Genomic DNA, 21,187 nt, shown 5'->3' with positions numbered 1-21,187 from the left:
GCGACGCATCAGAGTTTGCGTTGAACGGCAACATCCCCTAATCGGAACGCGCACCGCGTCTGCGTCGTTTTGTAAAGGATCTGCCATGAAGACCCCATATTATCTGATCGACAAATCCCGCCTCCAGACCAACATGGAAAAGATCGCCTGGCTGCGCGAGGCGTCGGGCGCGAAATCCTTGCTGGCGTTGAAATGTTTTGCCACATGGTCAGTCTTTGATTTCATGGCGCAATATATGGATGGGTCCACGTCCTCCTCGCTGTATGAGGTCAAGCTGGGTTACGAGAAATTCGGCGGCGAAACCCACGCCTATTCAGTGGCCTACGATGATGACGAGATCGCCGAGGTGCTGGCCAATAGCGACAAGATCATCTTCAACTCCATCGGCCAGCTGGACCGTTTCGATGCGGCATCGGCAGGGCATACGCGCGGGCTGCGGGTGAACCCCGGTGTGTCGACATCGGAATTCGATCTGGCCGATCCCGCCCGCCCCTTCAGCCGTTTGGGCGAACATGATCCGGCGCAGATCGCCGCCGTGGCCGACCGCATTACGGGTCTGATGTTTCACAACAATTGCGAGAATGACGATTTCGACCGGTTCGCGGATATGCTGACGTTGATCGAAGACCGCTTTGGCGACACGATCCACCGGATGGACTGGATCAGCCTTGGCGGCGGCATCCATTTCACCGGCAAAGGCTACCCGTTGGACCGTCTGGCCGCGCGGCTGAAAACCCTGTCCGACACCTATGGCGTTCAGGTCTACCTTGAACCCGGAGAGGCCGCGATCACCGGCGCTGCGACGTTAGAGACGACCGTGCTTGATACCCTGCATAACGGCAAGAACCTTGCCATCGTCGACAGCTCTATCGAGGCGCACATGTTGGATCTGCTGATTTACCGTGAGCCCGCCAAGGTGGCCCCGAACACCGGTGCCCACGACTGGATGATCTGCGGTAAATCCTGCCTTGCGGGCGACATCTTTGGCGAGTTCAAGTTCGACGCGCCGCTAAAACCCGGTGACCGCATTTCGTTTCAGGACGCTGCGGGCTATACTATGGTCAAGAAGAACTGGTTCAACGGCGTCAAGATGCCCGGCATCGCCATTCGTGAACTTGATGGAACGATTACATCGGTCCGGTCATTCGACTACGAGGATTTTAAGTCCGCCCTCTCCTAACCCTTTCCTTACAAGAGGTGTAATGAATACATGAAACGCAATGTTCTTATCATCGGTGCCGGTGGCGTCGCGCAGGTCGTCGCGCATAAATGCGCGCAAAATAATGACGTGTTGGGCGATCTACATATCGCCAGCCGCACAGTTTCAAAATGCGAGGCGATCATTGAAAGCGTGCATGCCAAAGGCGCGATGAAACAGGACGGCGTTTTTGATGCCCATGCGGTCGACGGTATGGACAGCGACGCGGTAGAGGCGCTGATTAACGACCTTGGCGTGCAAATTGTGATTAACGTCGGCTCCCCTTTCGTGAACATGACCGTGCTTGAAGCCTGCATTCGCACCGGCGTCGCCTATATCGACACGGCCATTCACGAAGATCCGACCAAAATATGCGAAACGCCGCCTTGGTACGGCAACTATGAATGGAAACGCCGCGAGGATTGCGCCAAGGCGAACACAACCGCAATTCTGGGCGCGGGCTTTGATCCCGGTATGGTTAACGCCTTCGCCCGTTTCGCCGTGGACGAATTCATGGACGATGTGACATCCATCGACATCGTCGACATCAACGCGGGCAGCCACGGCAAGTATTTCTCGACCAACTTCGACCCAGAGATCAACTTCCGAGAATTCACCGGCACGGTCTACAGCTGGCAGGAAGGCGCGTGGCAAGAGAACAAGATGTTCGAGGTCGGCCGCGAATGGGATCTGCCCGTCGTTGGCAAGCAAAAGGCCTATATGTCAGGCCATGACGAGGTGCACTCGCTTGCAGCGAATTACCCGCAGGCCGATGTGCGCTTCTGGATGGGCTTTGGCGATCACTACATCAATGTTTTCACCGTGCTGCAAAACCTTGGCCTATTGTCCGAACAGCCCGTGGTCACCGCCGAAGGGCTTGAGGTCGTGCCGCTGAAGGTGGTCAAAGCCGTGCTGCCCGACCCGTCTACCCTTGCGCCGAACTATACTGGCAAGACCTGCATTGGCGATCTGGTCAAAGGCACCAAGGACGGCAAGGACGTAGAGGTGTTTGTCTACAACGTCGCCGATCACAAAGACGCGTATAACGAGGTCGGCAGCCAAGGCATTTCCTATACCGCTGGCGTGCCCCCCGTGGCGATGGCTATGCTGATTGTAGATGGCACCTATGATACCGGCACGATGCTTAACGTCGAAGAGCTGGACCCAAAGCCGCTCTTTGCCCTGCTCGACACCATCGGCCTGCCGACCCGTGTCAAACTGGCGGATCAGGACACTGGCTGGGACGAGGCTATCGCCTAAGTCTGTCGCTTTAGGCACCCACGCCCACAACCCGCGCGCCCTTGCACCCGCGCGGGTTACCTCGCCCCAAAGGGCAACTCCCTATAAAATCAGACAATTAAACACAAACAGCCCAGCGCGCGATCATGCGTGCAGGGTGATCAATTTGATTTTAAAATGAGGACTAGCATGCCGCCAATTTCAAAATCTAACGATGTTTGAAAGTGGCGGACCGAGGAGGATTCGAACCCCCGACCCCCTGATTCGTAGTCAGGTACTCTATCCAGCTGAGCTATCGGTCCGTTAAGGCGGGGTTTAGTTCTGGGCGCGGGGGTTTGCAACCCCTTCTTTTGCCGAACGCGAATTTTCTTTAAACAAATTTGATAGAGCCATCGCCCTTGGGTAATGTCAGGGTAAACACGGTGCCCGAGCCGCCCGTCTCTGACAGCTCCAACGTGCCGCCGTGACCGCGCACCAGCTCTGCCGCGATGGCGAGCCCCAAACCCGATCCGCCTTTGCGTGCACCGCCTTTGAATGCTGTAAAAAGATGTTCACGCGCTTTAAGAGGCAATCCCGGGCCGTTGTCACTGATGCGGATGATCCAATCGCTCGCTTCGTCCCTTGCGGTGATCAGAATTTCGCCCTGCTGCCCGGTGCCGATTATTGCCTGACGTGCATTGCGCACGAGGTTCGCAAGAACCCTGAACAAATGTTCTGGGTCGGCGCGCACATGCAGATCAGGCGGCACGTCACAGGTGAATGTCAGATCCGCCCCGTTAACAGCCAACCGTTCGCTATCAACGACATCATCTACAATACGCAGGAGCGGCGTCACTGTCAGCGTCGGGCTTGGTTCTTCAGCGCGCCCGAATGCCAAGGTGGATTCGCATAGATGCACGGCGCGGGTGATGGAGCTTACCAGCTTGGGAGCCATACGTTTGACCGTCGGATCCTCGGACATTTCGATGCGATCCGTAAACAGCTGTGCTGATGTGAGAATATTGCGTAAATCATGGCTGATCTTGCTGACCGCCTGGCCCAGCTGAGCCAAACGTTCCTTTTGCCGCAGGGCTTGGGTCAGCTCGGTTTCCAGCTTCATCAACGCTTCCTCGGCCTCGCGGACCTCTGTGACGCCGGCAGAGGGTGAAATGATCCGCCGCGCGTCTTCGGGGGCGAGCGCGTAATTCTGCATGTGCCCCACCACGCCCTTGATCGGCTTAAGAAGGAAGGCCCGCATCGTCAGGAACAGCAAGAAGGCTGTCATCATAGAGATCGCTGCCGACAGAACGAGGATCCGGATGCCATAGTCGATCATGGCAGTACGCAGAGACGCTGCCTCCATCGTGATTTCGATAAGCAAGCCTGCATCTTGCACAGGGGCACCGATCACCCGGATCACCCCCGGCTCTGTTTCCGCCAACTGGCGAAAAGCGTCGCGAATCAGCACCCAGGCAGAGGCGTCGCGCAGATCGTAAGTCTCTTTAATCGTCTGCGACATCGGGGATGACAGCGCCAATTGGCGAATCCGGTCCCGCCTCAGCACCACATTGAAAACCTGCGCAGTACGCAGCAATTCTGCCTCAAGCTCGGGGTCGATCATATCGCTCGCCAGCACGGTGAGCGATGCGATCTGCGCCCGCTCCAACCGGTTCATCATGTATTCTTCGCGAAACCGCGCGATAGAAGGCACAAAGATCAACACTTCAGCCAGCATCACAAAGATGGTGGTCAGAATAAGAAGCCGGCCAGAGAGAGATTTAAGCATTAATGCGCGCTTTATGGGATGAACCGCTGCACCAACCGAACGACAGTCTTGACCAAATCACTTTCGAACAGCCGCGGGCTGAAATATGCCCCTGCCGCACGTTTGTTGATTTCGCCGATGGTAGGGTAAGGTGCAACCATAGAGGCAATCTGGCTCATTTTCATGTTATTTGCCAGCGCCAAAGCCCATAGGTTGATCAACTCCCCTGCTTGGTAGCCAACAATGCTTGCGCCGACGGGACGCCCCTTGACCACCATGACCTTAATCAGCCCCTTGGTTTTGCGTTCAGCAATGGCGCGGTCGTTGTGGTTATAGTGAAACCGGACAACCTCAAGCTTGTCGCCATGCTTTTCCTTAGCTTGCGCCTCGCTCAGGCCGACCTGTGACAATTCAGGATCAGTGTAAGTGGCCCAAGGGATATGCGCCGTTTTCGCCTTGGCCGGCAGCGCGAACATTAGCGATCGGATCACGACCCCCCCGTGGTAACCAGCAACATGCGTAAACTGCATCCCACCGGCAACGTCACCAATCGCATAGACTTTGCGATTGGTGGTGCGCAGGGAATCGTCTACCTTGATCCCGTTTTTGATTGGCTCGATGCCTGCTTTATCTAGCTCCAGCCGATCCATGTTCGCTTTGCGGCCAACAGCGACCAAAAGATGCGACCCTTTGAAAACGCGCCCGTCCTTGGCTTCGACCTCAATCGCGCCGATGTCGCCCCGGATTTCTGCGGCCTGTGCGCCCTCGGCAATCTCTACGCCCTCATCCTTAAGGGTTTGCAACACGATCGCCGCGAGTTCCGGATCATCCTTGGACAGAGCTTTATCGCCCTCAATCACGGTGACTTTAACACCCATGCGAATATGCGCCTGCGCCATCTCCATGCCGATGGGACCGCCACCGATGATCAGCAGATGATCGGGCTTTTCGCGCAAATTGAACAGCGTCTCGTTTGTCTCATAAGGCGTTTTGTCCAAGCCAGAAATTGGGGGCACGAGGGGTGAAGACCCCGTCGCAATGACGATGCGTCGCGCTTTGATGATCGTATCGCCGGCCTGAACTTCATCATCCGAAATGAAACGCCCGTATTCACGGATGACCTTGACACCAAAGCCTTCAAACCGCTCTTGGCTGTCGACGGGCGCGATCTGCGCGATCACATCTGCCACATGGTCCTTGGCCGCGGCATAATCGACCTCGCCGCCCGCGTTGGTCACGCCAAATTGCGCACTATGCTGCTGGCCATAGGCGGCCTTGCCCGTGGCGATCAACGCCTTCGACGGCACGCAACCAAAGTTCAAACAGTCGCCGCCCATCTTATGCCCTTCGAGCAGGACAACGTCAGCCCCCATTTGCGAGGCCCCCGCCGCGACGGACAGTCCACCAGAGCCTGCGCCAATGATCAACAGGTCGGTTTTGATGCGATTCATTTCAAAAGTTCCTTTTTGCCGGTGACAGCTTTCAACACGACGGGCAGCACCGACAAAGCGCAGAGCCCCAGAATAGGTAGTAGAATATGCGGTTCAAAGATAATGCCAAAGTCTGGCGTTGCACCCTGTGCAAACACCGTCCCCAGCCCTGCCCCGATCGAGGTGAACACCAGCGAGCCCGGGATAATACCTAACAAAGTCGAAATTACAAAGCGATGGATCGGCACGCCAAGGAATGCAGGGATAAGGTTCGCCAGGAAGAACGGCACCACGGGGACCAGCCTCAGGAAGAACAGCATCGACCATTGGTTGTCGTCAATACCTGCCTTGATCCTACGCACCAGCCCGTCCGATGCGTCCATTCGCGCTTTTAATGCGGCCCCCAGCCCCATGCGCGCGGCAAGAAAGATCACAACCGCCCCCAACGTCGCGCCGGTCACATTAACCAGAACCCCGAACACCGTCCCAAATAGGAAACCGCCGGTGATCGTTGCGATGCTAGCCCCCGGAAGAGAAAATCCGACAATCGCAATATAAATGCCCAGAAAAACGAGAACCGTAAGCCCATAGTGCGAATCGCGGAATGCGATCAGCGCCTCGCGGTTGTCGCGCAATGTCTCGAAAGTGAGGTAATCGCGCAGGGCAAAGAACCCCAACACTGCGACCACCAGAATGCCCACAAAGGGTAAATAGCGAAACCATAAAGGTTTTTCAGAGGCTTGTGCGGGCATATTGTCGGGTCACTTTCAAAACACTATAAGCTGCTCCCTATTAGATGGGTCAAATATTGCCATTCAGATAGGGTCCTCACGTGTGGTTGATGTGGAGGCGGCTTTTAGGACCATGTTACGGCAATTCCCAAGAAAACTGTAACATCGGGCAGATAAGCTGGCTTAATTTGTTGCAAAGGTCGAAATATCGGCTCCAAGGGTTTGACTTGCCCGTGCTGCAGCTTTAGGAGCAGGGCTTGAAATGACAGTGACGCGCCGAATCTGGTGGCGTGCTAAAGTATAAAGTGGAGTCGGAGCGATGAAACGCACCTATCAACCTTCAAACCTTGTGCGCAAACGGCGCCACGGTTTCCGCGCACGCATGGCAACCAAAGCGGGTCGCAAGATCATTAACTCGCGCCGTGCACAAGGCCGGAAAGAACTGAGCGCGTAATACGCGACTTCGGTTTTTAAAAGATATGACACCGTCAGAGGCACCTATGGATGGCAGATGCGCCACACCAGAGGAAACGCTTCCGGCGGTTTCTTTTCGTTTGGAAACGCTGAAAAATAGGCCCGACTTCCAGCGGGCCTCGCGTGCCCCTCGGGCAGCGATGCCCGGCTTTATCCTTCAGATGCGCAGACGTGCTGACGGTGAAGCGGAGGGAATACGCGTAGGTTTTACGTGCTCCAAGAAAGTCGGCAACGCCGTCGCCCGCAATCGCGCCAAAAGGCGCTTGCGCGAGCTTGCCCGCCTGACGCTTCCACATCAGGGACGCGATGGTATGGATTATGTGCTCGTGGGCCGCAGTGGTGCCACTGCATCGCTCCCCTTCAATACGTTGCAATCGGATTTTGTCAAAGCTTTGGGTATTCTGCATGGCAAGCAGCGCAGTGGTCCTCAAAAGTGAGCCCTATGGCACGTCTATTGGCACTGCCTATCAGGGGGTACCGCCTAATTTTCAGCCCATGGGTCGGCTACAACTGTCGATACCACCCCACTTGCAGCGCCTACGCACTAGAAGCCCTCTCCAAGCACGGTGCTACTAAAGGGGGTTGGCTTACCCTGAAACGCATCGCTCGCTGCCACCCATGGGGGAGCAGCGGCATCGACAACGTTCCTGAGTAAACTAGCGACTGTCCTATTGCCTGGCGCTAGAGTTCGCCTGCACGACGTCGTAGTATCGATAACGACGCAGCGACGCTTGATCGGCCAACACAGTTGCACTAAGCCACCCACATGCTTGATCATCCCGAAGATATCCACCCGCTTTTCCATGGTGCACCACAAAGCACCGAATTTCGGAAGCTGCGCAAACGACTCGTGCGGCTAACCCGCGAGGCGATTGAGCAATACGGGATGGTCGAACCCGGTGGTAAATGGCTGGTTTGCATGTCTGGCGGGAAAGATAGTTATACTCTTCTGGCCATTCTACACGAGCTACAATGGCGTGGGCTCCTCCCGGTAGAGCTTATCGCGTGCAACCTTGACCAGGGTCAGCCCAATTTTCCGGCAACAGTCCTGCCTGCTTTCCTCGACAAAATGGGGGTAAAGCACCGTATTGCATATCAAGACACCTACTCAATCGTTACAGACAAGATCCCCGCAGGTCGCACATTCTGTGCGTTGTGCAGCAGGCTCCGCCGTGGGCATCTTTATCGAATCGCACGTGAGGAAGGCTGCACCGCCGTGGTTCTTGGCCATCACCGGGATGACATCCTAGAAACTTTCTTTATGAATTTGTTTCATGGCGGGCGCTTGGCGACCATGCCAGCGAAGCTTCTGAATGAAGAAGGCGACCTGTTCCTATACCGTCCGCTGGCTCTTGTCGCGGAAGCCGATTGCGAAAAATTTTCAACTGCCATGAATTATCCAATCATTCCGTGTGATCTATGTGGCTCGCAAGACGGGTTACAACGCCAGCAGGTGAAAGCGATTTTAGACGGCTGGGAAGCAAACAGTCCCGGGCGCCGTCAGGTGATGTTTCGCGCACTTATGAATGCGCGCCCCTCGCATCTTTTGGATCCGGAGCTGTTTGATTTTGCGGGCCTCGAACGGGCGAAGTAAACCCCGAAACTCTTCGGAATTTGAAGCAAATTATACAGACCAAAAGGCGAACATTAACCTTTTCATCAGACATGCCCCCTATTGCCTAAACCGGTAATATGTCAGTCGGGGGCTGCTTTGAAACAAGACGATATCAATGAGTTCGCCAAATCTTTTCTGCACAAAGGGAAACGCGTTTTCGCGCCCGCAGGCTTCACAATCGGGATTGCCTTGGCATTGGCATTCCTGTGGTTCGGATGGCAGGGGTTCGCCTTCGTGGGCGCGGTCTTGCTCCCGCTAATATATCTATTCTTAGGACGGTCCCGCGCTGTCGCTCAATCAACCTATGCCTCGCGGCAAGATGCAGTGAGGCCCGTTGCAGCGCCTGTGATCAATAGCATATCACGTTCACGTCCGGCCCGGCACCAGCATGATCCAGTGCTATTCCAACCACAAATTTCGACGCACTCGGGTGAGGTAAGTGGTTTTTGCGCAATACGCGCTTCATGTGTCGAGTCGATCATACCTCATCAACAAAATGGCACGTCGATGGGAGCACCAAGTGAGACGGATAGCGAGCCACTTTTCCCTCTCTCAACAATTCTTTTGGAAGCAAAGAAGCTGCCGCGCACCTGTCGTTCTTCAGTTCAGATAATCTACAACCTCGCGCCTTCACAGATGGATGATCCACTACTATTACAGAAGGTAGAATGGGAACTTGAGCGGCTCGATCTCCCTCCCCGCTTTTTGCGCATCGCGCTCCCATCCTATCTTTGTCAGCGCCAACCCGGGCCACCGGTGATCATGCTTCTTCGGAAGCTTCATGAGCTGGGCAGCCAAACCGGACTAAATGGATTCGGCAGCGGCCCTCGTTGTGTAGAGATCGTTCAGAAATATGATATAAACGTCGTAGCAATTGATCCATCGCTAACGACCGGAGCGAACTTAAGCATCAACCGTCGTCTCATTTTGTCCACTGTCCTCGCAATGGCACAAGATCTGGGCACCGAAACTCTTGCTTGCGGTGTGCAGACCTCAGGAGAACATGAACTATTGTCCCAACTTGGTTGCGACAACGTTCAAGGTCCCGGAATCGCGCAACCTATGCCCCCGGAACAGGTCGTCGGCTGGATGCATACGCACATCAAAAAACTCGATTATTTGCCACGGGCCTTCGGTGACATTGCCTGACAATAAGATCCACTTTACGGGAAGCGCTCGGATGCAAGGGCCGAATTTACTTGACCTTTGGCACCTTACTCTGTTGAACCCACGCTGATATTACAGGCATCAGGTGACGGTCAAATGGACGATCAAAACAAGAATCTCATTTTTGCGACGGTTCTCAGTTTCATAGTCATCCTAGGGTGGTTCGTTTTGTTCCCACCTCAGGAAACCGAAACCCTCTCTGAGCCTCCGCTGCAAACCACTGATGCAAACGCGTCAGAGGCTGTTGTTCCAGCGAACGCTGGGTCGGCGAGCATACCAGCCGAAGACAGCGCGTCTTCTACAGAGGCCCTAGATACAGCGCCGCGTATTGCTGTCGAGACTGCCCGTATCGCTGGCTCTATATCGTTGCTTGGTGGCCGAGTGGATGATCTGTACCTAAAAGACTATAACACAACGATCGAGGAAGACGCCCCGACTGTAAGATTGCTATCTCCCGCAGGCTCTACCGACGCTTATTACGCGCTTTATGGCTGGGCACCCGGCGCGGGCATCTCACCCGATCAAGTCCCCGGCCCGAGCACTCTTTGGTCGCTCAGCGATGGTGAAACGCTGTCGGTTGACGCGCCTGTCACGCTAACTTGGGATAATGAGGCCGGCCAGGTCTTTTCGCGCACAATTTCGATCGATGAGAACTATATGTTCAAGATCGACCAAACCATTACAAACTCGGCTGAAAACTCGGTTTCACTTGCACCTTACGGCCTTATCGCACGTCATGGTATCCCAAGCGACGCTCAGAACTTCTTCATTCTGCACGAAGGTTTAGTCACCATGAATAATGGTGAACTGCTTGAGACCGCTTGGGACGATATCCCCGATCTAGATGTTGTAAATGGCGTGCCCTCCAAACGCATTGACGGTGTTACCAATGGCTGGATCGGCTTTACCGGTCACTATTTCATGACCAATCTTATCCCTGATCCAGCCCAGCCAACCCGCTTGACGGTCAAGTACCTGCCTCGTACAGAAATTTTCCAGACCGAAGCAGTGATGCCGACACAAGTTGTCGCCAGCGGCCAAGCTGCCACTGTCTCAACGCAGCTTTTCGCTGGTGCCAAAGAATGGGAGATCCTGCGCGCGTATGAAGCTCAGGGTGTGTATAAATTCATCGACTCTATCGATTGGGGCTGGTTCTTTTTCCTGACGAAACCGATCTTCTGGGTTCTGCACCACCTTAACCTGCTGATCGGAAATATGGGAGTTGCGATCATCGGGCTGACGCTTTTGATCAAGGCCCTGCTCTTCCCGCTGGCGTATAAGTCATATGTGTCGATGGCGAAGATGAAAGAACTTCAGCCGCAGATGGAGAAGCTAAAGAAGGATGCTGGGGACGATCGCCAGAAGCTTCAACAGGGCATGATGGAGCTTTATAAGAGGGAGAAGGTAAACCCCGCCGCAGGGTGTCTCCCGATCTTAATGCAGATTCCGATTTTCTTCTCTCTCTATAAAGTGATCTTTGTGACGCTCGAGCTGCGCCACGCGCCCTTCTTCGGTCCGTTTCAGGATCTAAGTGCACCAGACCCCACCTCGATCTACAACCTGTACGGCCTTTTGCCATGGGGCGCTCCCGAAGCTGGGACAGTCCTTGCACTTGTCTTTATCGGTATCCTTCCGCTGTTGCTCGGTGTTTCCATGTTCTTGCAGCAAAAACTTAACCCGGCCCCCACCGACCCAACTCAGCAGATGATCTTCGCATGGATGCCTTGGGTGTTTATGTTCATGCTCGGCGGGTTTGCGTCCGGTCTTGTTGTTTACTGGATAGCAAACAACACGATCACCTTTACGCAACAATATCTGATCATGCGAAGCCAAGGGTATAAGCCCGATATTCTTGGCAATATTAAAGGGAGCATAAAGCTCGGACGTAAAGGCGACCCGAAATAATGACGACGGTTGCCCAGCTTTATCGCTACCCGCTCAAGAGCCATGGTCGCGAGGAGCTGGCCCACACTACGCTCACCGCAGGGCAGTCTATGCCATGGGACCGGACCTGGGCCGTCGTGCACGACGCCGCACGCACCGACGGAACCGAGTGGGCGCATTGCGCCAATTTTAGCACCGGATCCAAAGCGCCAGCGCTAATGGCCATAACAGCCGCCTTTGACAGCGCGCACGAACTGCTTACGTTGCACCACCCAGACCGCCCCTCACTTACCTTCCATCCCGATCGTGAAACCAGCAGATTTCTGGAATGGGTCGCACCCCTTGTCCCCGAAAACAGAGCACAACCAAGTGCAATTTTCAGGTTGGATGGGCGCGGGTTTACCGACACCCCATACCCGTCTGTAAGCCTATGTAATTACGCGTCCTTGCGTGCCGTGTCGGATGCGGCAGGAACACCGGTTTCGCCCCCATCGCTGGCGCGGCAACGTCTGGTTTGACACGGGAAGCCCGTGGGACGAACTAGATTGGGTCGGTAAAGAGGTCGCGATCGGCAGCGTGGTACTACGTATCCGTGAACGCACGGAAAGATGTCGGGCGACAACCGCGAACCCAAAAACTGGCGAACGCGATATCGAAATGTTACGCATATTGAAGGGTTGGGGTCACCAGGATTTCGGCGTATATGCCGAGGTTATTGAAACGGGTCCCGTCTTTATCGGTGACCAGGTAAAGGTACTTTAACATATGCAAGTTCAGTTCAGCATCGCCGATGAGCCTGATGCGCGCGCGCTCGAAAAAGGTCGCATGCTGTTTGCAGGCGAGACCTTGTTCGTAAAGGGCGTTGTCGCCATGGACGGCCTACCCCCTGCTGACCGAATGGAAGTTTGTTTTGCAGGCCGCTCGAACGTCGGGAAATCTACACTTATAAATGCGCTAACCGGTATGAAAGCCTTGGCGCGCGCATCGAATACCCCCGGTCGCACACAGGAAATCAACTATTTCACAGCTGCCGAGGAGCATTACCTCGTCGACTTGCCTGGCTATGGCTATGCGAATGCGCCTCTGCCCATTGTTGAAAAATGGCAGCGATTGTTGAAACAGTATTTATCCGGTCGCCAGACTTTGCGGCGTGCCTTCGTATTGATTGATGCACGCCACGGCGTAAAAAAGGTTGATGACGAAATCATGTCATTGCTGGATAGCTCGGCCGTGACATTTCAATGCGTGCTGACGAAAGCGGATAAAGTTAAAGAAGTCGAACGAGAAAAAATTCTGGAACAGGTGCGCGGCGCGCTTGCCAAACATCCAGCGGCTTACCCTGAAATCGTAGTCACCTCGTCTGAAAAGGGCTGGGGCATCCCTACGCTCCGTGCCATTATCGCTACGTTGGAGTAACGGTATCTCCGCGTTCACCGAGGCAGAGAATGAGAAAACGAGAAATGAACCGCGATTGGATCGCCACCGCGCGCACCCTGAGCCAAGCGCTCCCTTATTTGCAACGTTACGCTGATGCCACCGTTGTAATCAAACTTGGCGGCCATGCCATGGGCAGCGATGACGCCATGGAAGAGTTCGCGCGTGATGTAGCACTTATGCGCCAAGTCGGCGTGAATCCCGTTATCATTCATGGTGGCGGCCCCATGATCAATGATATGTTGGGTCGGCTGAATATCACATCCGAGTTTATCAACGGTAAACGCGTCACCGATGCCGCGACGATGGAAGTCGTCGAGATGGTTCTGTCTGGGTTGGTTAATGCACGTATCGTTCAGGCCATTACGGCGCAAGGCGGGCGCTGTGTGGGTGTATCGGGTAAGGATAGCGGGCTTATCATTTGTGACCAAGAAGACCCCGAGCTTGGATTGGTCGGTGCACCGACTGAAGTGAACCCACGCTTGCTGCGCGATCTAGCGGATAAAGGTATTATTCCAGTGATTGCCCCCCTTGGTATGGGTCGGAATGGCGAAACGTTTAATATTAACGGCGATACCGCTGCAGGCGCTATCGCCGCTGCGCTAAAAGCAGATCGGTTGCTTCTTCTCACAGACGTTGCAGGCGTAAAAAATGCTGAAGGGGACGTACTGACAGAGCTCACTGCGACGCAAATCCGTCAGATGGTTTCAGACGGCACTATTGCTGGCGGCATGATTCCCAAGACACAGACCGCGCTTGACGCAATCGACGGTGGCGTACGGGCAGCCGTTATTCTGGACGGGCGAGCCCCGAACGCCTGCTTGCTCGAGCTGTTCACCGAACATGGTGCTGGGAGTATTATCCGCGGTCAATAGCGGACCATTTATCAGTGTGTTACATATCGCTACCTCCCTGCTTTAGACACTCTGCCCCCTTGTTTATGCGAACGATAAATTAAGGAAGCGTTGATGCGACGGCTTATTTTAATGCGCCACGCTAAAGCTGGCTGGCCGGCAGGGGTATCCACTGATTTTGATCGACCTTTGGATGATAAAGGGCGACAAGACGCCGTATCAGTTGGCCAGTGGCTCGTTGCAGAGGGCTACAGGCCAGATCTTGCGCTTTGCTCAGCATCTCGGCGTACGTCGGAAACGCTCTCTCTTTTGGACATCCCGACTGATGTTAAGCGAATCTTTACAGACCGCCTTTATCTTGCTCATAGGGAACGTTTGTTGGCGCACATCCATGGCGCTGAGGGCACCACTGTGTTGTTGATCGCGCACAACCCCGGCGTGAACGAGATTGCGAACCTGCTGCCCCGTGCGGGCCTCACAGCGCAATATTCGGGTGCCACGCCTCCTGGTGCTACGCTGGTGTTAGCGTTCGACGTGGACGACTGGAAGAATGTGCATTGGGATAGCGGCGAGATAGAGGCGCATATCACACCGCGTATGCTTGCAGGGTAGAAAAAAGGGCGGGAACAACTCCCGCCCTCCTAGCTTAGTGCCCTAGAATCTGGCTAAGGAATAGCTTGGTCCTCGGACTTTGAGGGTTGTTAAAGAACTCTTCAGGTTCGTTTTGCTCAACGATTTGGCCCTCATCCATAAAGATGACCCGATTGGCGACCTGTCGCGCGAAACCCATTTCGTGCGTCACACACAGCATGGTCATCCCTTCTTCCGCGAGCTCAACCATCGTATCGAGCACTTCCTTAATCATCTCAGGATCTAGGGCAGAGGTCGGCTCATCAAACAGCATGATGCGAGGACGCATGCACAAGCTACGTGCAATGGCGACCCGCTGCTGTTGGCCGCCAGACAACTGACCGGGGTATTTGTCTGCCTGATCAGGGATTTTAACCTTCTCGAGGAAATGCATCGCGATTTCCTCAGCTTCCTTTTTCGGCGTCTTTCGGACCCAAATGGGTGCCAATGTACAGTTTTCAAGAATTGTCAGATGGGGAAATAGGTTAAAGTGCTGGAAGCACATCCCCACTTCGGATCGAATTTTATCGATATTCTTGACATCAGAAGACAGCACGGTGCCATCCACTTCAATTCGGCCTTTTTGGTGTTCTTCCAATGCGTTGATGCAGCGGATCAACGTTGATTTCCCCGACCCCGACGGCCCAGCGATCACAATGCGTTCCCCACGATAAACGGTCAGGTCGATATCCCGCAGTACGTGAAACGTACCATACCATTTATTCATGTTTTCGATGCTGATCGCGACCTCGTTCGAGACATTCAGCGCTTGAGCTTGTTCAGCCATGATTAAAGTCTTTCCTTAATGGTGGTCGGTCTGGAGTTGACGTTCCAGCCATTGTGAATATTGCGAGATGCCGTAGCAAACGACGAAGAACAGAAGGGCAGCAAAACCCCAGAGTTCCCAATAAACGCCATTCCAATCCGTAGAGGCTAGGATCGGGCCGCGGATCATCCCCACGAGATCGAACATCGAAATGATCGAGACCAGCGTAGTATCCTTGAACAGCCCGACAGCCACGTTCACGATCCCCGGGATCGAGATTTTCAGCGCTTGCGGCAGGATGATCAGGCGCATCGCCTGCGCATAATCGAGCCCGAGGCTATCTGCGGCTTCGTATTGCCCCCTCGGCAACGCTGCCAACCCGCCCCGGATAACCTCGGCAATATAGGCCGACGCGAACATCGTGATCATGATGATGACACGAAGGATCAGATCAAAGTTGGTGCCAGGTGGCAGGAAGTAGGCCAACACCACGTTAGCAACAAAGAGGAGCGTGATCAGTGGCACGCCACGAATAAACTCAATGAAAACAACGCAGATCAGCTTGATGATAGGAAGGCTCGATTGACGCCCAAGCGCCAGCAGGATTCCCAATGGCAGTGAAAGGGATACACAAATGACGCCCAGTATCATGTTGAGCATAAAGCCCCCCATGTTTCGCGAGGCCACCGGTTCGAGTGCGAGCACCCCCGAGAGTTGTGGCGTGATGAAGCTGAAGACCACCCACGCCACGCCGCCCGCAAGAAGACCTGCAAAAAATGCGCCAGCAAAGCTTTTTTTAACGATTCTGCTGTAGATCACATACCCGATAAGAGCCGCCAACAGCGCCGACAGCGGCACGAAAAGGGATCCGCCCCATATCAGCCAGAATGCAATGAAAGGATATAGAACGGTAAAGAGGATAAGCCAGCGCGGCAGATTGCCAAACAGCACCGGTGCCACCGCGACAAACAACAGCACAAACGCCGCTGTCGGGCGCCAGTAACCGTCTTGGGGATACGCAATCCCGAAAAGCAGTTGGTTCCAGCGCTCAGTCAGGACGGAGAAGCACCCTGCCTGTGCCCCATCCAATACTTCGCGACATTCCCGGATATTGGATGTCGTCCAAACGCCCCCCAGTAACCAGGGCAGGAAGCCGGAAAGGATCAGATAGATGACATAAAGCGCTGCGAGCGTCAGGATTGTATAAGGGATCGAAGAAAACAGACTTTCTCGAACCCATTTGACAGGCCCCTGTGCGGTCGAAGGGGGCGCGTTCTGTGGCAACATAGTGTCCCGCACATAAGGGACAGAGGCGGCGTGTGTATCTGACATCCTACCGTTCCTTCAAGCTGACAGAATTGTTGTAAACGTTCATTATTGCCGAAATCGACAGCGAAATCGTGAGGTAGAAAAGCATCAGCAAAAGCACGCATTCGATCGCGCGACCCGTCTGGTTAAGGGTGATCCCTCCCAGCGTCGCGGTGATATCGGCATACCCAACAGCGATCGCCAAGGAAGAATTCTTGGTGATGTTGAGGTACTGCGAGATCAGTGGTGGGATAATGACCCGAAGCGCCTGAGGCAAAACCACGAGGTTCATGACACGCTTTGGACGTAGCCCAAGTGAAGACGCAGCTTCAGTCTGACCTTTAGAAATGGCTTGAATACCGGCGCGCACGTTTTCAGCGATGAATGCACCAGTGTAGACCGACAAAGCCAACCACAACGCGATCAGTGGTGCGCCGATCTGCAAACCGCCGCGGAAGTTGAACCCTTTAAGCTCTGGGTAATCTAGTGCAATGGGACTACCCATGATGAAAAATATCAAGATGCTCGGAACAAGCAGGATGGCGATTGTCGGCCAGCCCATTGGCAACAGCTTGCCTGTCCGGAATAGAAGGCTGACGGCGTAGCGGCGGTATATAATCGTCGCAACGATCGAGAGGATGAAGGTCGCCACGACGATCATTGATCCGGGGCCCCAAACGGGCGCGGGGATGTATATACCGCGGTTGGTAAAGGCAAAGGCGTCAAACAGCATGCTTGAGGTAGCGTTGTCGCCGCGGAATTGATTTGGCGCTGGCAAAACAGCGGTCATCAAAGTGTAGATCATCAAAATCCAGATCAGCACCGGAATATTCCGGAATATCTCGACGTAAACCGACATCAATTTCGAAACGAGCCAGTTCTTGGACAACCGTGCTACACCGGCGATCACGCCGAGGATTGTCGCGGTTATGCAGGCCAGAAAGGCGACAAGAAGGGTGTTTATGATACCGACCATCGCCGCACGCAGGTTCGATGATTGGCTGTTATAGTCGATTAGTGATTGGTTAATGTCATAACCGGCAGGTACGTTCAAAAACCCGTAAGAGATGTTCAATCCAGCTTCAGCAAGATTTCGCACCAGGTTAATGCCCAGAAAAGCCATCAACGCGATAAGCAAAATCAGCGCGATGAACTGAAAAGTATAGGATCTATAGCGGGTGTCGTTTAGCAACATCGACAGCCGGAACGAGCCCTGTTGAGGGTCGGACATTGTCGTCATCAGATTTTCCCTGTGTGCCGGACCTGTTATTCACGCATCATTCGATGTCGCGGGCCGGGTTTATTTTTGGCGTCTTAAAGGCGCAAAGGGCGCGGAAATGCTCCGCGCCCTCCGACGAATGTGTTTAGCGGAAAGGAGGCGCGTACATCAGGCCGCCATCTGTCCACTGAGCGTTCAGGCCACGTGCCAGACCGATTGGGGTCTCTTCGCCGATGTTCTTGGCAAAGATTTCACCATAGTTACCTTGAGAAGCGATAGCTTTCTTCGCAAAGTCGGCTTCAAGACCCAGCATCTCACCCAATGTACCTTCAGTGCCAAGAAGACGGGCGACCTCAGGGTTGGTTGTGTTTGTGGTCATCTCTTCGACGTTTGCCGATGTGACGCCCAGTTCTTCCGCCGCGATCAGAGCATACAGCACCCAGCGGGTGACGTCGCCCCAATCGTTGTCGCCGTGTCGCACCAATGGGCCCAGAGGCTCCTTGGAGATGATCTCGGGGAGGATGATGTGTTCGCCTGGGTTTTCAAAGGTCGCACGTGTCGCGGCCAGACCGGACGCGTCGGTTGTATAGGTGTCGCACGCACCGGCCAGATACTGCTGTTGGCCTTCGGCGTTTGTTTCAACAGGCACGGGCTCGTAGCTGATGTTGTTGTTGCGGAAGAAGTCCGCAAGGTTCAGCTCGGTTGTGGTGCCGGTTTGGATGCAGACAGTCGCACCATCCAGATCCTTGGCAGAGGAAACGCCAAGCTCTTTTGGTACCATGAAGCCTTGGCCGTCATAGTAGTTAACGCCGATAAAGTCGAACTTGAGGTCGACGTCCCGGCTGAAGGTCCATGTGGTGTTACGTGCGAGGAAATCGATCTCGCCCGACGCCAGCGCGGTGAAACGGGTTTTGCCGGTTGTAGGAACGAATTCGACAGCGTTCGGGTCGCCCAGTACAGCAGCAGCTACCGCACGGCATACTGCAACGTCAAAGCCTTCCCATTCGCCATTGGCGTTGGGGGCAGCAAAACCGGCCAGACCTGTGGTAACGCCGCAGTTCAGCTTGCCGCGCGCTTTGACATCGTCAAGCGTGGACGCAGCAGCAGCGCCAGCCGCAAGGCCAGCTACTGTTAGCGCACCAAAAAATACGGATTTATTCATTTTAACCTCTTCCTGATTTTCCGCCACGTTTTAGGGCGGCTCAACCGGCACCTTTTCGGACCGGAGATGTTTTGGCGGGGTTATCCCCGTCAGTGGAAGAGAGTTTGGGCGAAGTTACGCCGGAACGTCAAGCCGCTGCGCCTAAAAAACGCCCACAACCGTTCGGATTGGGGTCACCGTGAAACCTATTCGGGCAAGCTCAGGTCAAACATCAACTTAGCGTGCAAAAAACTAGCCTTTTTCACTGCGGCCAACGCATCGGCTTCGTCGTCATTGCCCCATTGTTCGGCCTGCCAAAGCTCGTCCAGCCGCGAAAGGTCCCAAATTGATTCCGCGTCTCTGGCGTCAAGCGCGGCTGCAAATCCCAAGATGAGCGATCCTGAAAGGCTGACAAGATCATGAAATGCCGCCAATTGAAAATTGTTAAGCGAATGCGTACGCTTAGACATTATCTCTACATCCGATGGCGACTGCGGCGCGTGCATGATCCCCGTACGGGTCTGCAAGCCAACGCCTAGAACGTCCTGTGCCCACTCCAGAATCGGATCCCATCGGTCAGCCTGACGCGCCACCAACTCGGCCGGACTATCCGCACGGTAGCACAACAGATCACAATCTCCATATGCCGCCAGCATATCCGCCACTTCAGCGTGCTGGGCCGCGACTTTATCGATCGCCGCATTGGCGGTTTTCGTAGCTGGCATAGTGTCAGGTTTAATCACCCCGTCTTGCGCCTGCCATTCGTCAGCGACCTTCTCTGCCATGGCGCGGGTCGGGACCACCAGCAAACGCTTCGCCGGTGTCTTGATCCCCCGTCCATCCAGCTCGACGGTAAAGCCGCCGTCAGTTTCGACGACAGTCGCATCTTTCCAAAAGCGTTTTGCCTTCCAGTCGCTCACGCCCAATCCTCCTCGAACGGGTCGGCGGGCACATCTGAAGGCACCCACTGGAAGGTGTCCCAGGTGCGCGCCATGTGATCAGGCAACGGCGCAGTCAGGTTCAGACGCGCTTTAGTCACCGGATGCTCTAGCGTCAGGGACCGCGCGTGCAGATGCAACTTCTTAGAGATGTCCCCCCCCAGCTGCGCGCCCCAGCCATCGCCCATGTTTTCCTGACCGGATCCGCCATATTTGCCATCCCCAACAATGGGATGCCCGATTTCAGCCATATGCGCACGCAGCTGGTGTGTCCGACCCGTTACCGGGATCAGCGCCATCCAGCAGGTCCGTTTGCCAGCCTGTGCAAGGGTCGCATAATCGGTGGTGGCACGTTTGGCACCTTCGGTGGATTCCATGTCCTTCGGATGAACGCAGTACATCTTTTCACCCTCGCCACGAGCCCCGTGCCCAAAGGCTTTGACCAGACCGAATTTAATCGTTCCGTTCCTCGGATGCGGGACGCCTGCGACGGCGGCCCAGTAGATTTTGCGGGTCTCGCGGTGGCGGAACGACGACGTCAGGGACGCGGCAATCGACCGTGTCCGCGCCATGATCAAGACGCCCGAAGTGTCTTTGTCCAAGCGGTGCACAAGGCGCGGCTTCTCATCAAGCTCGAACATCAGGGCATCGGCAAGCGCGTCAACATGGCGGTCTGACTGGCCAGACCCGCCTTGCACGGGCAATCCGGGCGGCTTGTTCAAGGCAATGATATGATCGTCGCGGTATATGACGCAGGACCGGATAAACTTGGTGTCGGCGTCAGAAATTCGTGTCCGCTTTGGCGGCGGTGGTGCCTCTGCGTCGGGCAGCGGCGGGATGCGCACGGTTTGCCCCACCTCCAGCCGGGAGGAGGCTTTGACCCGCCCACCGTCAACGCGAATATCGCCCTTGCGGCACATCTTTTCAATCAGCCCTTGGCCAATCAGCGGAAATGTCCGTTTGAACCAGCGGTCCAACCGCTGATCCCCGTCGCCTTCTTCTACGACCAGATGTTGAACCCGGCTCATGCAAATACCCCTCTGGCCATCATAAGGCCCAGCATTAATCCCAGCACTGATAGCCCGACGGACAGTGCCATATATATCCCTGCCGCCCCGATCTGGCCGCGCTCGATCAAGGTTACCGTCTCAAGCGAAAACGACGAGAAGGTCGTAAAGCCGCCAAGCACACCGGTCATCACAAAAGGGCTAAACTGCGTGAGCCCTTTGTGTGCAGCAAACACTACAAACAGGCCCATAATAAACGACCCGATAATGTTGACCGTCAAGACTGCCAGCGGAAAATCGGACGGCCCGGTCAGCCGCATCGCTGCGACACCGAACAGATACCGCAAGGAGGCGCCGATCGCGCCACCCATGGCTACAAGTGACAGGGTTGAAATCATCTGCGGTCTC

General features: G+C 55.0%; 21 protein-coding genes, 1 tRNA gene and 2 pseudogenes. 13 read left to right on the top strand and 11 right to left on the bottom strand.

The window, feature by feature from the left end; genetic code table 11:
* The first annotated feature begins 85 nt into the window (after positions 1–85).
* Together nspC and BLQ98_RS02730 are read left to right on the top strand one after the other, a co-directional pair.
* A complete protein-coding gene (gene nspC, locus BLQ98_RS02735; RefSeq protein WP_093731811.1) occupies positions 86–1,180 on the top strand; it encodes a carboxynorspermidine decarboxylase in 1,095 nt (364 codons plus the stop codon).
* 30 nt (positions 1,181–1,210) lie between these two features.
* A complete protein-coding gene (locus tag BLQ98_RS02730; RefSeq protein WP_093731810.1) occupies positions 1,211–2,458 on the top strand; it encodes a saccharopine dehydrogenase family protein in 1,248 nt (415 codons plus the stop codon).
* Positions 2,459–2,662: 204 nt separating this feature from the next.
* Here BLQ98_RS02730 and BLQ98_RS02725 read toward each other — a convergent pair.
* From BLQ98_RS02725 to BLQ98_RS02710, 4 genes are all read right to left on the bottom strand, one after another.
* Positions 2,663–2,739: transfer RNA gene (locus tag BLQ98_RS02725), tRNA-Arg, on the bottom strand.
* Between the two features lie 68 nt (positions 2,740–2,807).
* Positions 2,808–4,202: a sensor histidine kinase gene (locus BLQ98_RS02720; protein WP_093731809.1), complete on the bottom strand. Its 1,395-nt coding sequence runs from the start codon at positions 4,200–4,202 to the stop codon at positions 2,808–2,810.
* A gap of 11 nt (positions 4,203–4,213) precedes the next feature.
* Positions 4,214–5,632, bottom strand: a complete 1,419-nt coding sequence (locus BLQ98_RS02715) for a dihydrolipoyl dehydrogenase family protein (RefSeq protein ID WP_093731808.1) — start codon at positions 5,630–5,632, stop codon at positions 4,214–4,216.
* Positions 5,629–6,363 (bottom strand): TVP38/TMEM64 family protein, encoded by a 735-nt coding sequence (locus BLQ98_RS02710; protein WP_093731807.1) that lies wholly within the window; start codon positions 6,361–6,363, stop codon positions 5,629–5,631. Before BLQ98_RS02710 ends, BLQ98_RS02715 begins: the two co-directional genes overlap by 4 nt.
* Positions 6,364–6,661: 298 nt before the next feature.
* Here BLQ98_RS02710 and rpmH point away from each other — a divergent pair, with 298 nt between their 5' ends.
* The 11 genes and pseudogenes from rpmH (at position 6,662) to BLQ98_RS18415 (ending at position 14,382) form a co-directional block, all read left to right on the top strand.
* Positions 6,662–6,796, top strand: coding sequence for a 50S ribosomal protein L34 (rpmH, locus tag BLQ98_RS02705; protein WP_093731806.1), 135 nt, complete (start codon positions 6,662–6,664; stop codon positions 6,794–6,796).
* A 46-nt stretch (positions 6,797–6,842) separates the two neighbouring features.
* Entirely contained in the window at positions 6,843–7,253 is a 411-nt protein-coding gene (rnpA, locus tag BLQ98_RS02700; protein ID WP_093731805.1) for a ribonuclease P protein component, read from the top strand.
* Positions 7,254–7,258: 5 nt separating this feature from the next.
* Complete coding sequence (yidD, locus tag BLQ98_RS02695) at positions 7,259–7,471, top strand: membrane protein insertion efficiency factor YidD (RefSeq protein WP_272903335.1); 213 nt, start codon at positions 7,259–7,261, stop codon at positions 7,469–7,471.
* A 111-nt stretch (positions 7,472–7,582) separates the two neighbouring features.
* Positions 7,583–8,410, top strand: a complete 828-nt coding sequence (gene ttcA / locus BLQ98_RS02690) for a tRNA 2-thiocytidine(32) synthetase TtcA (protein ID WP_093731803.1) — start codon at positions 7,583–7,585, stop codon at positions 8,408–8,410.
* 117 nt (positions 8,411–8,527) lie between these two features.
* Positions 8,528–9,580 carry an EAL domain-containing protein gene (locus BLQ98_RS02685; RefSeq protein WP_167354499.1) on the top strand — a complete coding sequence of 351 codons (1,053 nt, stop codon included), beginning with the start codon at positions 8,528–8,530 and terminating at the stop codon, positions 9,578–9,580.
* Between the two features lie 114 nt (positions 9,581–9,694).
* The gene (gene yidC, locus BLQ98_RS02680; RefSeq protein ID WP_093731801.1) at positions 9,695–11,503 is read left to right on the top strand and encodes a membrane protein insertase YidC; all 1,809 of its coding nucleotides are present in this window, start codon (positions 9,695–9,697) and stop codon (positions 11,501–11,503) included.
* Positions 11,503–12,244 (top strand): annotated as a pseudogene (locus BLQ98_RS02675) (MOSC domain-containing protein). The gene yidC and the pseudogene BLQ98_RS02675 overlap by 1 nt, the downstream one beginning before the upstream one ends.
* Positions 12,245–12,247: 3 nt before the next feature.
* Positions 12,248–12,898, top strand: a complete 651-nt coding sequence (gene yihA / locus BLQ98_RS02670; protein ID WP_093731800.1) for a ribosome biogenesis GTP-binding protein YihA/YsxC — start codon at positions 12,248–12,250, stop codon at positions 12,896–12,898.
* Between the two features lie 29 nt (positions 12,899–12,927).
* Positions 12,928–13,791, top strand: a complete 864-nt coding sequence (gene argB, locus BLQ98_RS02665; protein WP_208596006.1) for an acetylglutamate kinase — start codon at positions 12,928–12,930, stop codon at positions 13,789–13,791.
* 93 nt (positions 13,792–13,884) lie between these two features.
* Positions 13,885–14,112, top strand: a pseudogene (locus BLQ98_RS18420) (SixA phosphatase family protein); the annotation flags it as partial.
* 36 nt (positions 14,113–14,148) lie between these two features.
* On the top strand, positions 14,149–14,382 hold the full coding sequence (locus BLQ98_RS18415; protein ID WP_244148365.1) for a hypothetical protein: 234 nt from the start codon (positions 14,149–14,151) through the stop codon (positions 14,380–14,382).
* Positions 14,383–14,416: 34 nt separating this feature from the next.
* On the opposite strand, the gene BLQ98_RS02655 is transcribed toward BLQ98_RS18415, so the two are convergent.
* The 7 genes from BLQ98_RS02655 to crcB form a co-directional block, all read right to left on the bottom strand.
* On the bottom strand, positions 14,417–15,187 hold the full coding sequence (locus BLQ98_RS02655) for an amino acid ABC transporter ATP-binding protein (RefSeq protein WP_093731797.1): 771 nt from the start codon (positions 15,185–15,187) through the stop codon (positions 14,417–14,419).
* 15 nt (positions 15,188–15,202) lie between these two features.
* Positions 15,203–16,498, bottom strand: a complete 1,296-nt coding sequence (locus BLQ98_RS02650; RefSeq protein ID WP_093731796.1) for an amino acid ABC transporter permease — start codon at positions 16,496–16,498, stop codon at positions 15,203–15,205.
* Position 16,499: 1 nt separating this feature from the next.
* Complete coding sequence (locus tag BLQ98_RS02645; RefSeq protein WP_093731795.1) at positions 16,500–17,714, bottom strand: amino acid ABC transporter permease; 1,215 nt, start codon at positions 17,712–17,714, stop codon at positions 16,500–16,502.
* A gap of 124 nt (positions 17,715–17,838) precedes the next feature.
* Positions 17,839–18,855 carry an amino acid ABC transporter substrate-binding protein gene (locus tag BLQ98_RS02640; protein WP_093731794.1) on the bottom strand — a complete coding sequence of 339 codons (1,017 nt, stop codon included), beginning with the start codon at positions 18,853–18,855 and terminating at the stop codon, positions 17,839–17,841.
* A 185-nt stretch (positions 18,856–19,040) separates the two neighbouring features.
* Positions 19,041–19,754, bottom strand: coding sequence for an ATP12 family chaperone protein (locus tag BLQ98_RS02635; protein ID WP_093731793.1), 714 nt, complete (start codon positions 19,752–19,754; stop codon positions 19,041–19,043).
* The gene (locus tag BLQ98_RS02630) at positions 19,751–20,800 is read right to left on the bottom strand and encodes an RluA family pseudouridine synthase (protein ID WP_093731792.1); all 1,050 of its coding nucleotides are present in this window, start codon (positions 20,798–20,800) and stop codon (positions 19,751–19,753) included. The genes BLQ98_RS02635 and BLQ98_RS02630 overlap by 4 nt, the downstream gene beginning before the upstream one ends.
* A complete protein-coding gene (gene crcB, locus BLQ98_RS02625) occupies positions 20,797–21,177 on the bottom strand; it encodes a fluoride efflux transporter CrcB (protein WP_093731791.1) in 381 nt (126 codons plus the stop codon). The genes BLQ98_RS02630 and crcB overlap by 4 nt, the downstream gene beginning before the upstream one ends.
* Between the last annotated feature and the right edge of the window lie 10 nt (positions 21,178–21,187).

The sequence above is a fragment of the Sulfitobacter litoralis genome, from assembly GCF_900103185.1.
Taxonomy (GTDB): Bacteria; Pseudomonadota; Alphaproteobacteria; order Rhodobacterales; family Rhodobacteraceae; genus Sulfitobacter; species Sulfitobacter litoralis.
This window is presented reverse-complemented; position numbering and strand designations above follow the sequence as displayed.

What these genes read in the sequence shown, in the direction of transcription:
- nspC (WP_093731811.1), top strand. Translation starts at nt 86, where the DNA reads ATGAAGACCCCATATTATCTGATCGACAAATCCCGCCTCCAGACCAAC.
- BLQ98_RS02730 (WP_093731810.1), top strand. Translation starts at nt 1,211, where the DNA reads ATGAAACGCAATGTTCTTATCATCGGTGCCGGTGGCGTCGCGCAGGTC.
- BLQ98_RS02720 (WP_093731809.1), bottom strand. Translation starts at nt 4,202, where the DNA reads ATGCTTAAATCTCTCTCTGGCCGGCTTCTTATTCTGACCACCATCTTT.
- BLQ98_RS02715 (WP_093731808.1), bottom strand. Translation starts at nt 5,632, where the DNA reads ATGAATCGCATCAAAACCGACCTGTTGATCATTGGCGCAGGCTCTGGT.
- BLQ98_RS02710 (WP_093731807.1), bottom strand. Translation starts at nt 6,363, where the DNA reads ATGCCCGCACAAGCCTCTGAAAAACCTTTATGGTTTCGCTATTTACCC.
- rpmH (WP_093731806.1), top strand. Translation starts at nt 6,662, where the DNA reads ATGAAACGCACCTATCAACCTTCAAACCTTGTGCGCAAACGGCGCCAC.
- rnpA (WP_093731805.1), top strand. Translation starts at nt 6,843, where the DNA reads ATGGATGGCAGATGCGCCACACCAGAGGAAACGCTTCCGGCGGTTTCT.
- yidD (WP_272903335.1), top strand. Translation starts at nt 7,259, where the DNA reads ATGGCACGTCTATTGGCACTGCCTATCAGGGGGTACCGCCTAATTTTC.
- ttcA (WP_093731803.1), top strand. Translation starts at nt 7,583, where the DNA reads ATGCTTGATCATCCCGAAGATATCCACCCGCTTTTCCATGGTGCACCA.
- yidC (WP_093731801.1), top strand. Translation starts at nt 9,695, where the DNA reads ATGGACGATCAAAACAAGAATCTCATTTTTGCGACGGTTCTCAGTTTC.
- yihA (WP_093731800.1), top strand. Translation starts at nt 12,248, where the DNA reads ATGCAAGTTCAGTTCAGCATCGCCGATGAGCCTGATGCGCGCGCGCTC.
- argB (WP_208596006.1), top strand. Translation starts at nt 12,928, where the DNA reads ATGAGAAAACGAGAAATGAACCGCGATTGGATCGCCACCGCGCGCACC.
- BLQ98_RS02655 (WP_093731797.1), bottom strand. Translation starts at nt 15,187, where the DNA reads ATGGCTGAACAAGCTCAAGCGCTGAATGTCTCGAACGAGGTCGCGATC.
- BLQ98_RS02650 (WP_093731796.1), bottom strand. Translation starts at nt 16,498, where the DNA reads ATGTCAGATACACACGCCGCCTCTGTCCCTTATGTGCGGGACACTATG.
- BLQ98_RS02645 (WP_093731795.1), bottom strand. Translation starts at nt 17,714, where the DNA reads ATGACGACAATGTCCGACCCTCAACAGGGCTCGTTCCGGCTGTCGATG.
- BLQ98_RS02640 (WP_093731794.1), bottom strand. Translation starts at nt 18,855, where the DNA reads ATGAATAAATCCGTATTTTTTGGTGCGCTAACAGTAGCTGGCCTTGCG.
- BLQ98_RS02630 (WP_093731792.1), bottom strand. Translation starts at nt 20,800, where the DNA reads ATGAGCCGGGTTCAACATCTGGTCGTAGAAGAAGGCGACGGGGATCAG.
- crcB (WP_093731791.1), bottom strand. Translation starts at nt 21,177, where the DNA reads ATGATTTCAACCCTGTCACTTGTAGCCATGGGTGGCGCGATCGGCGCC.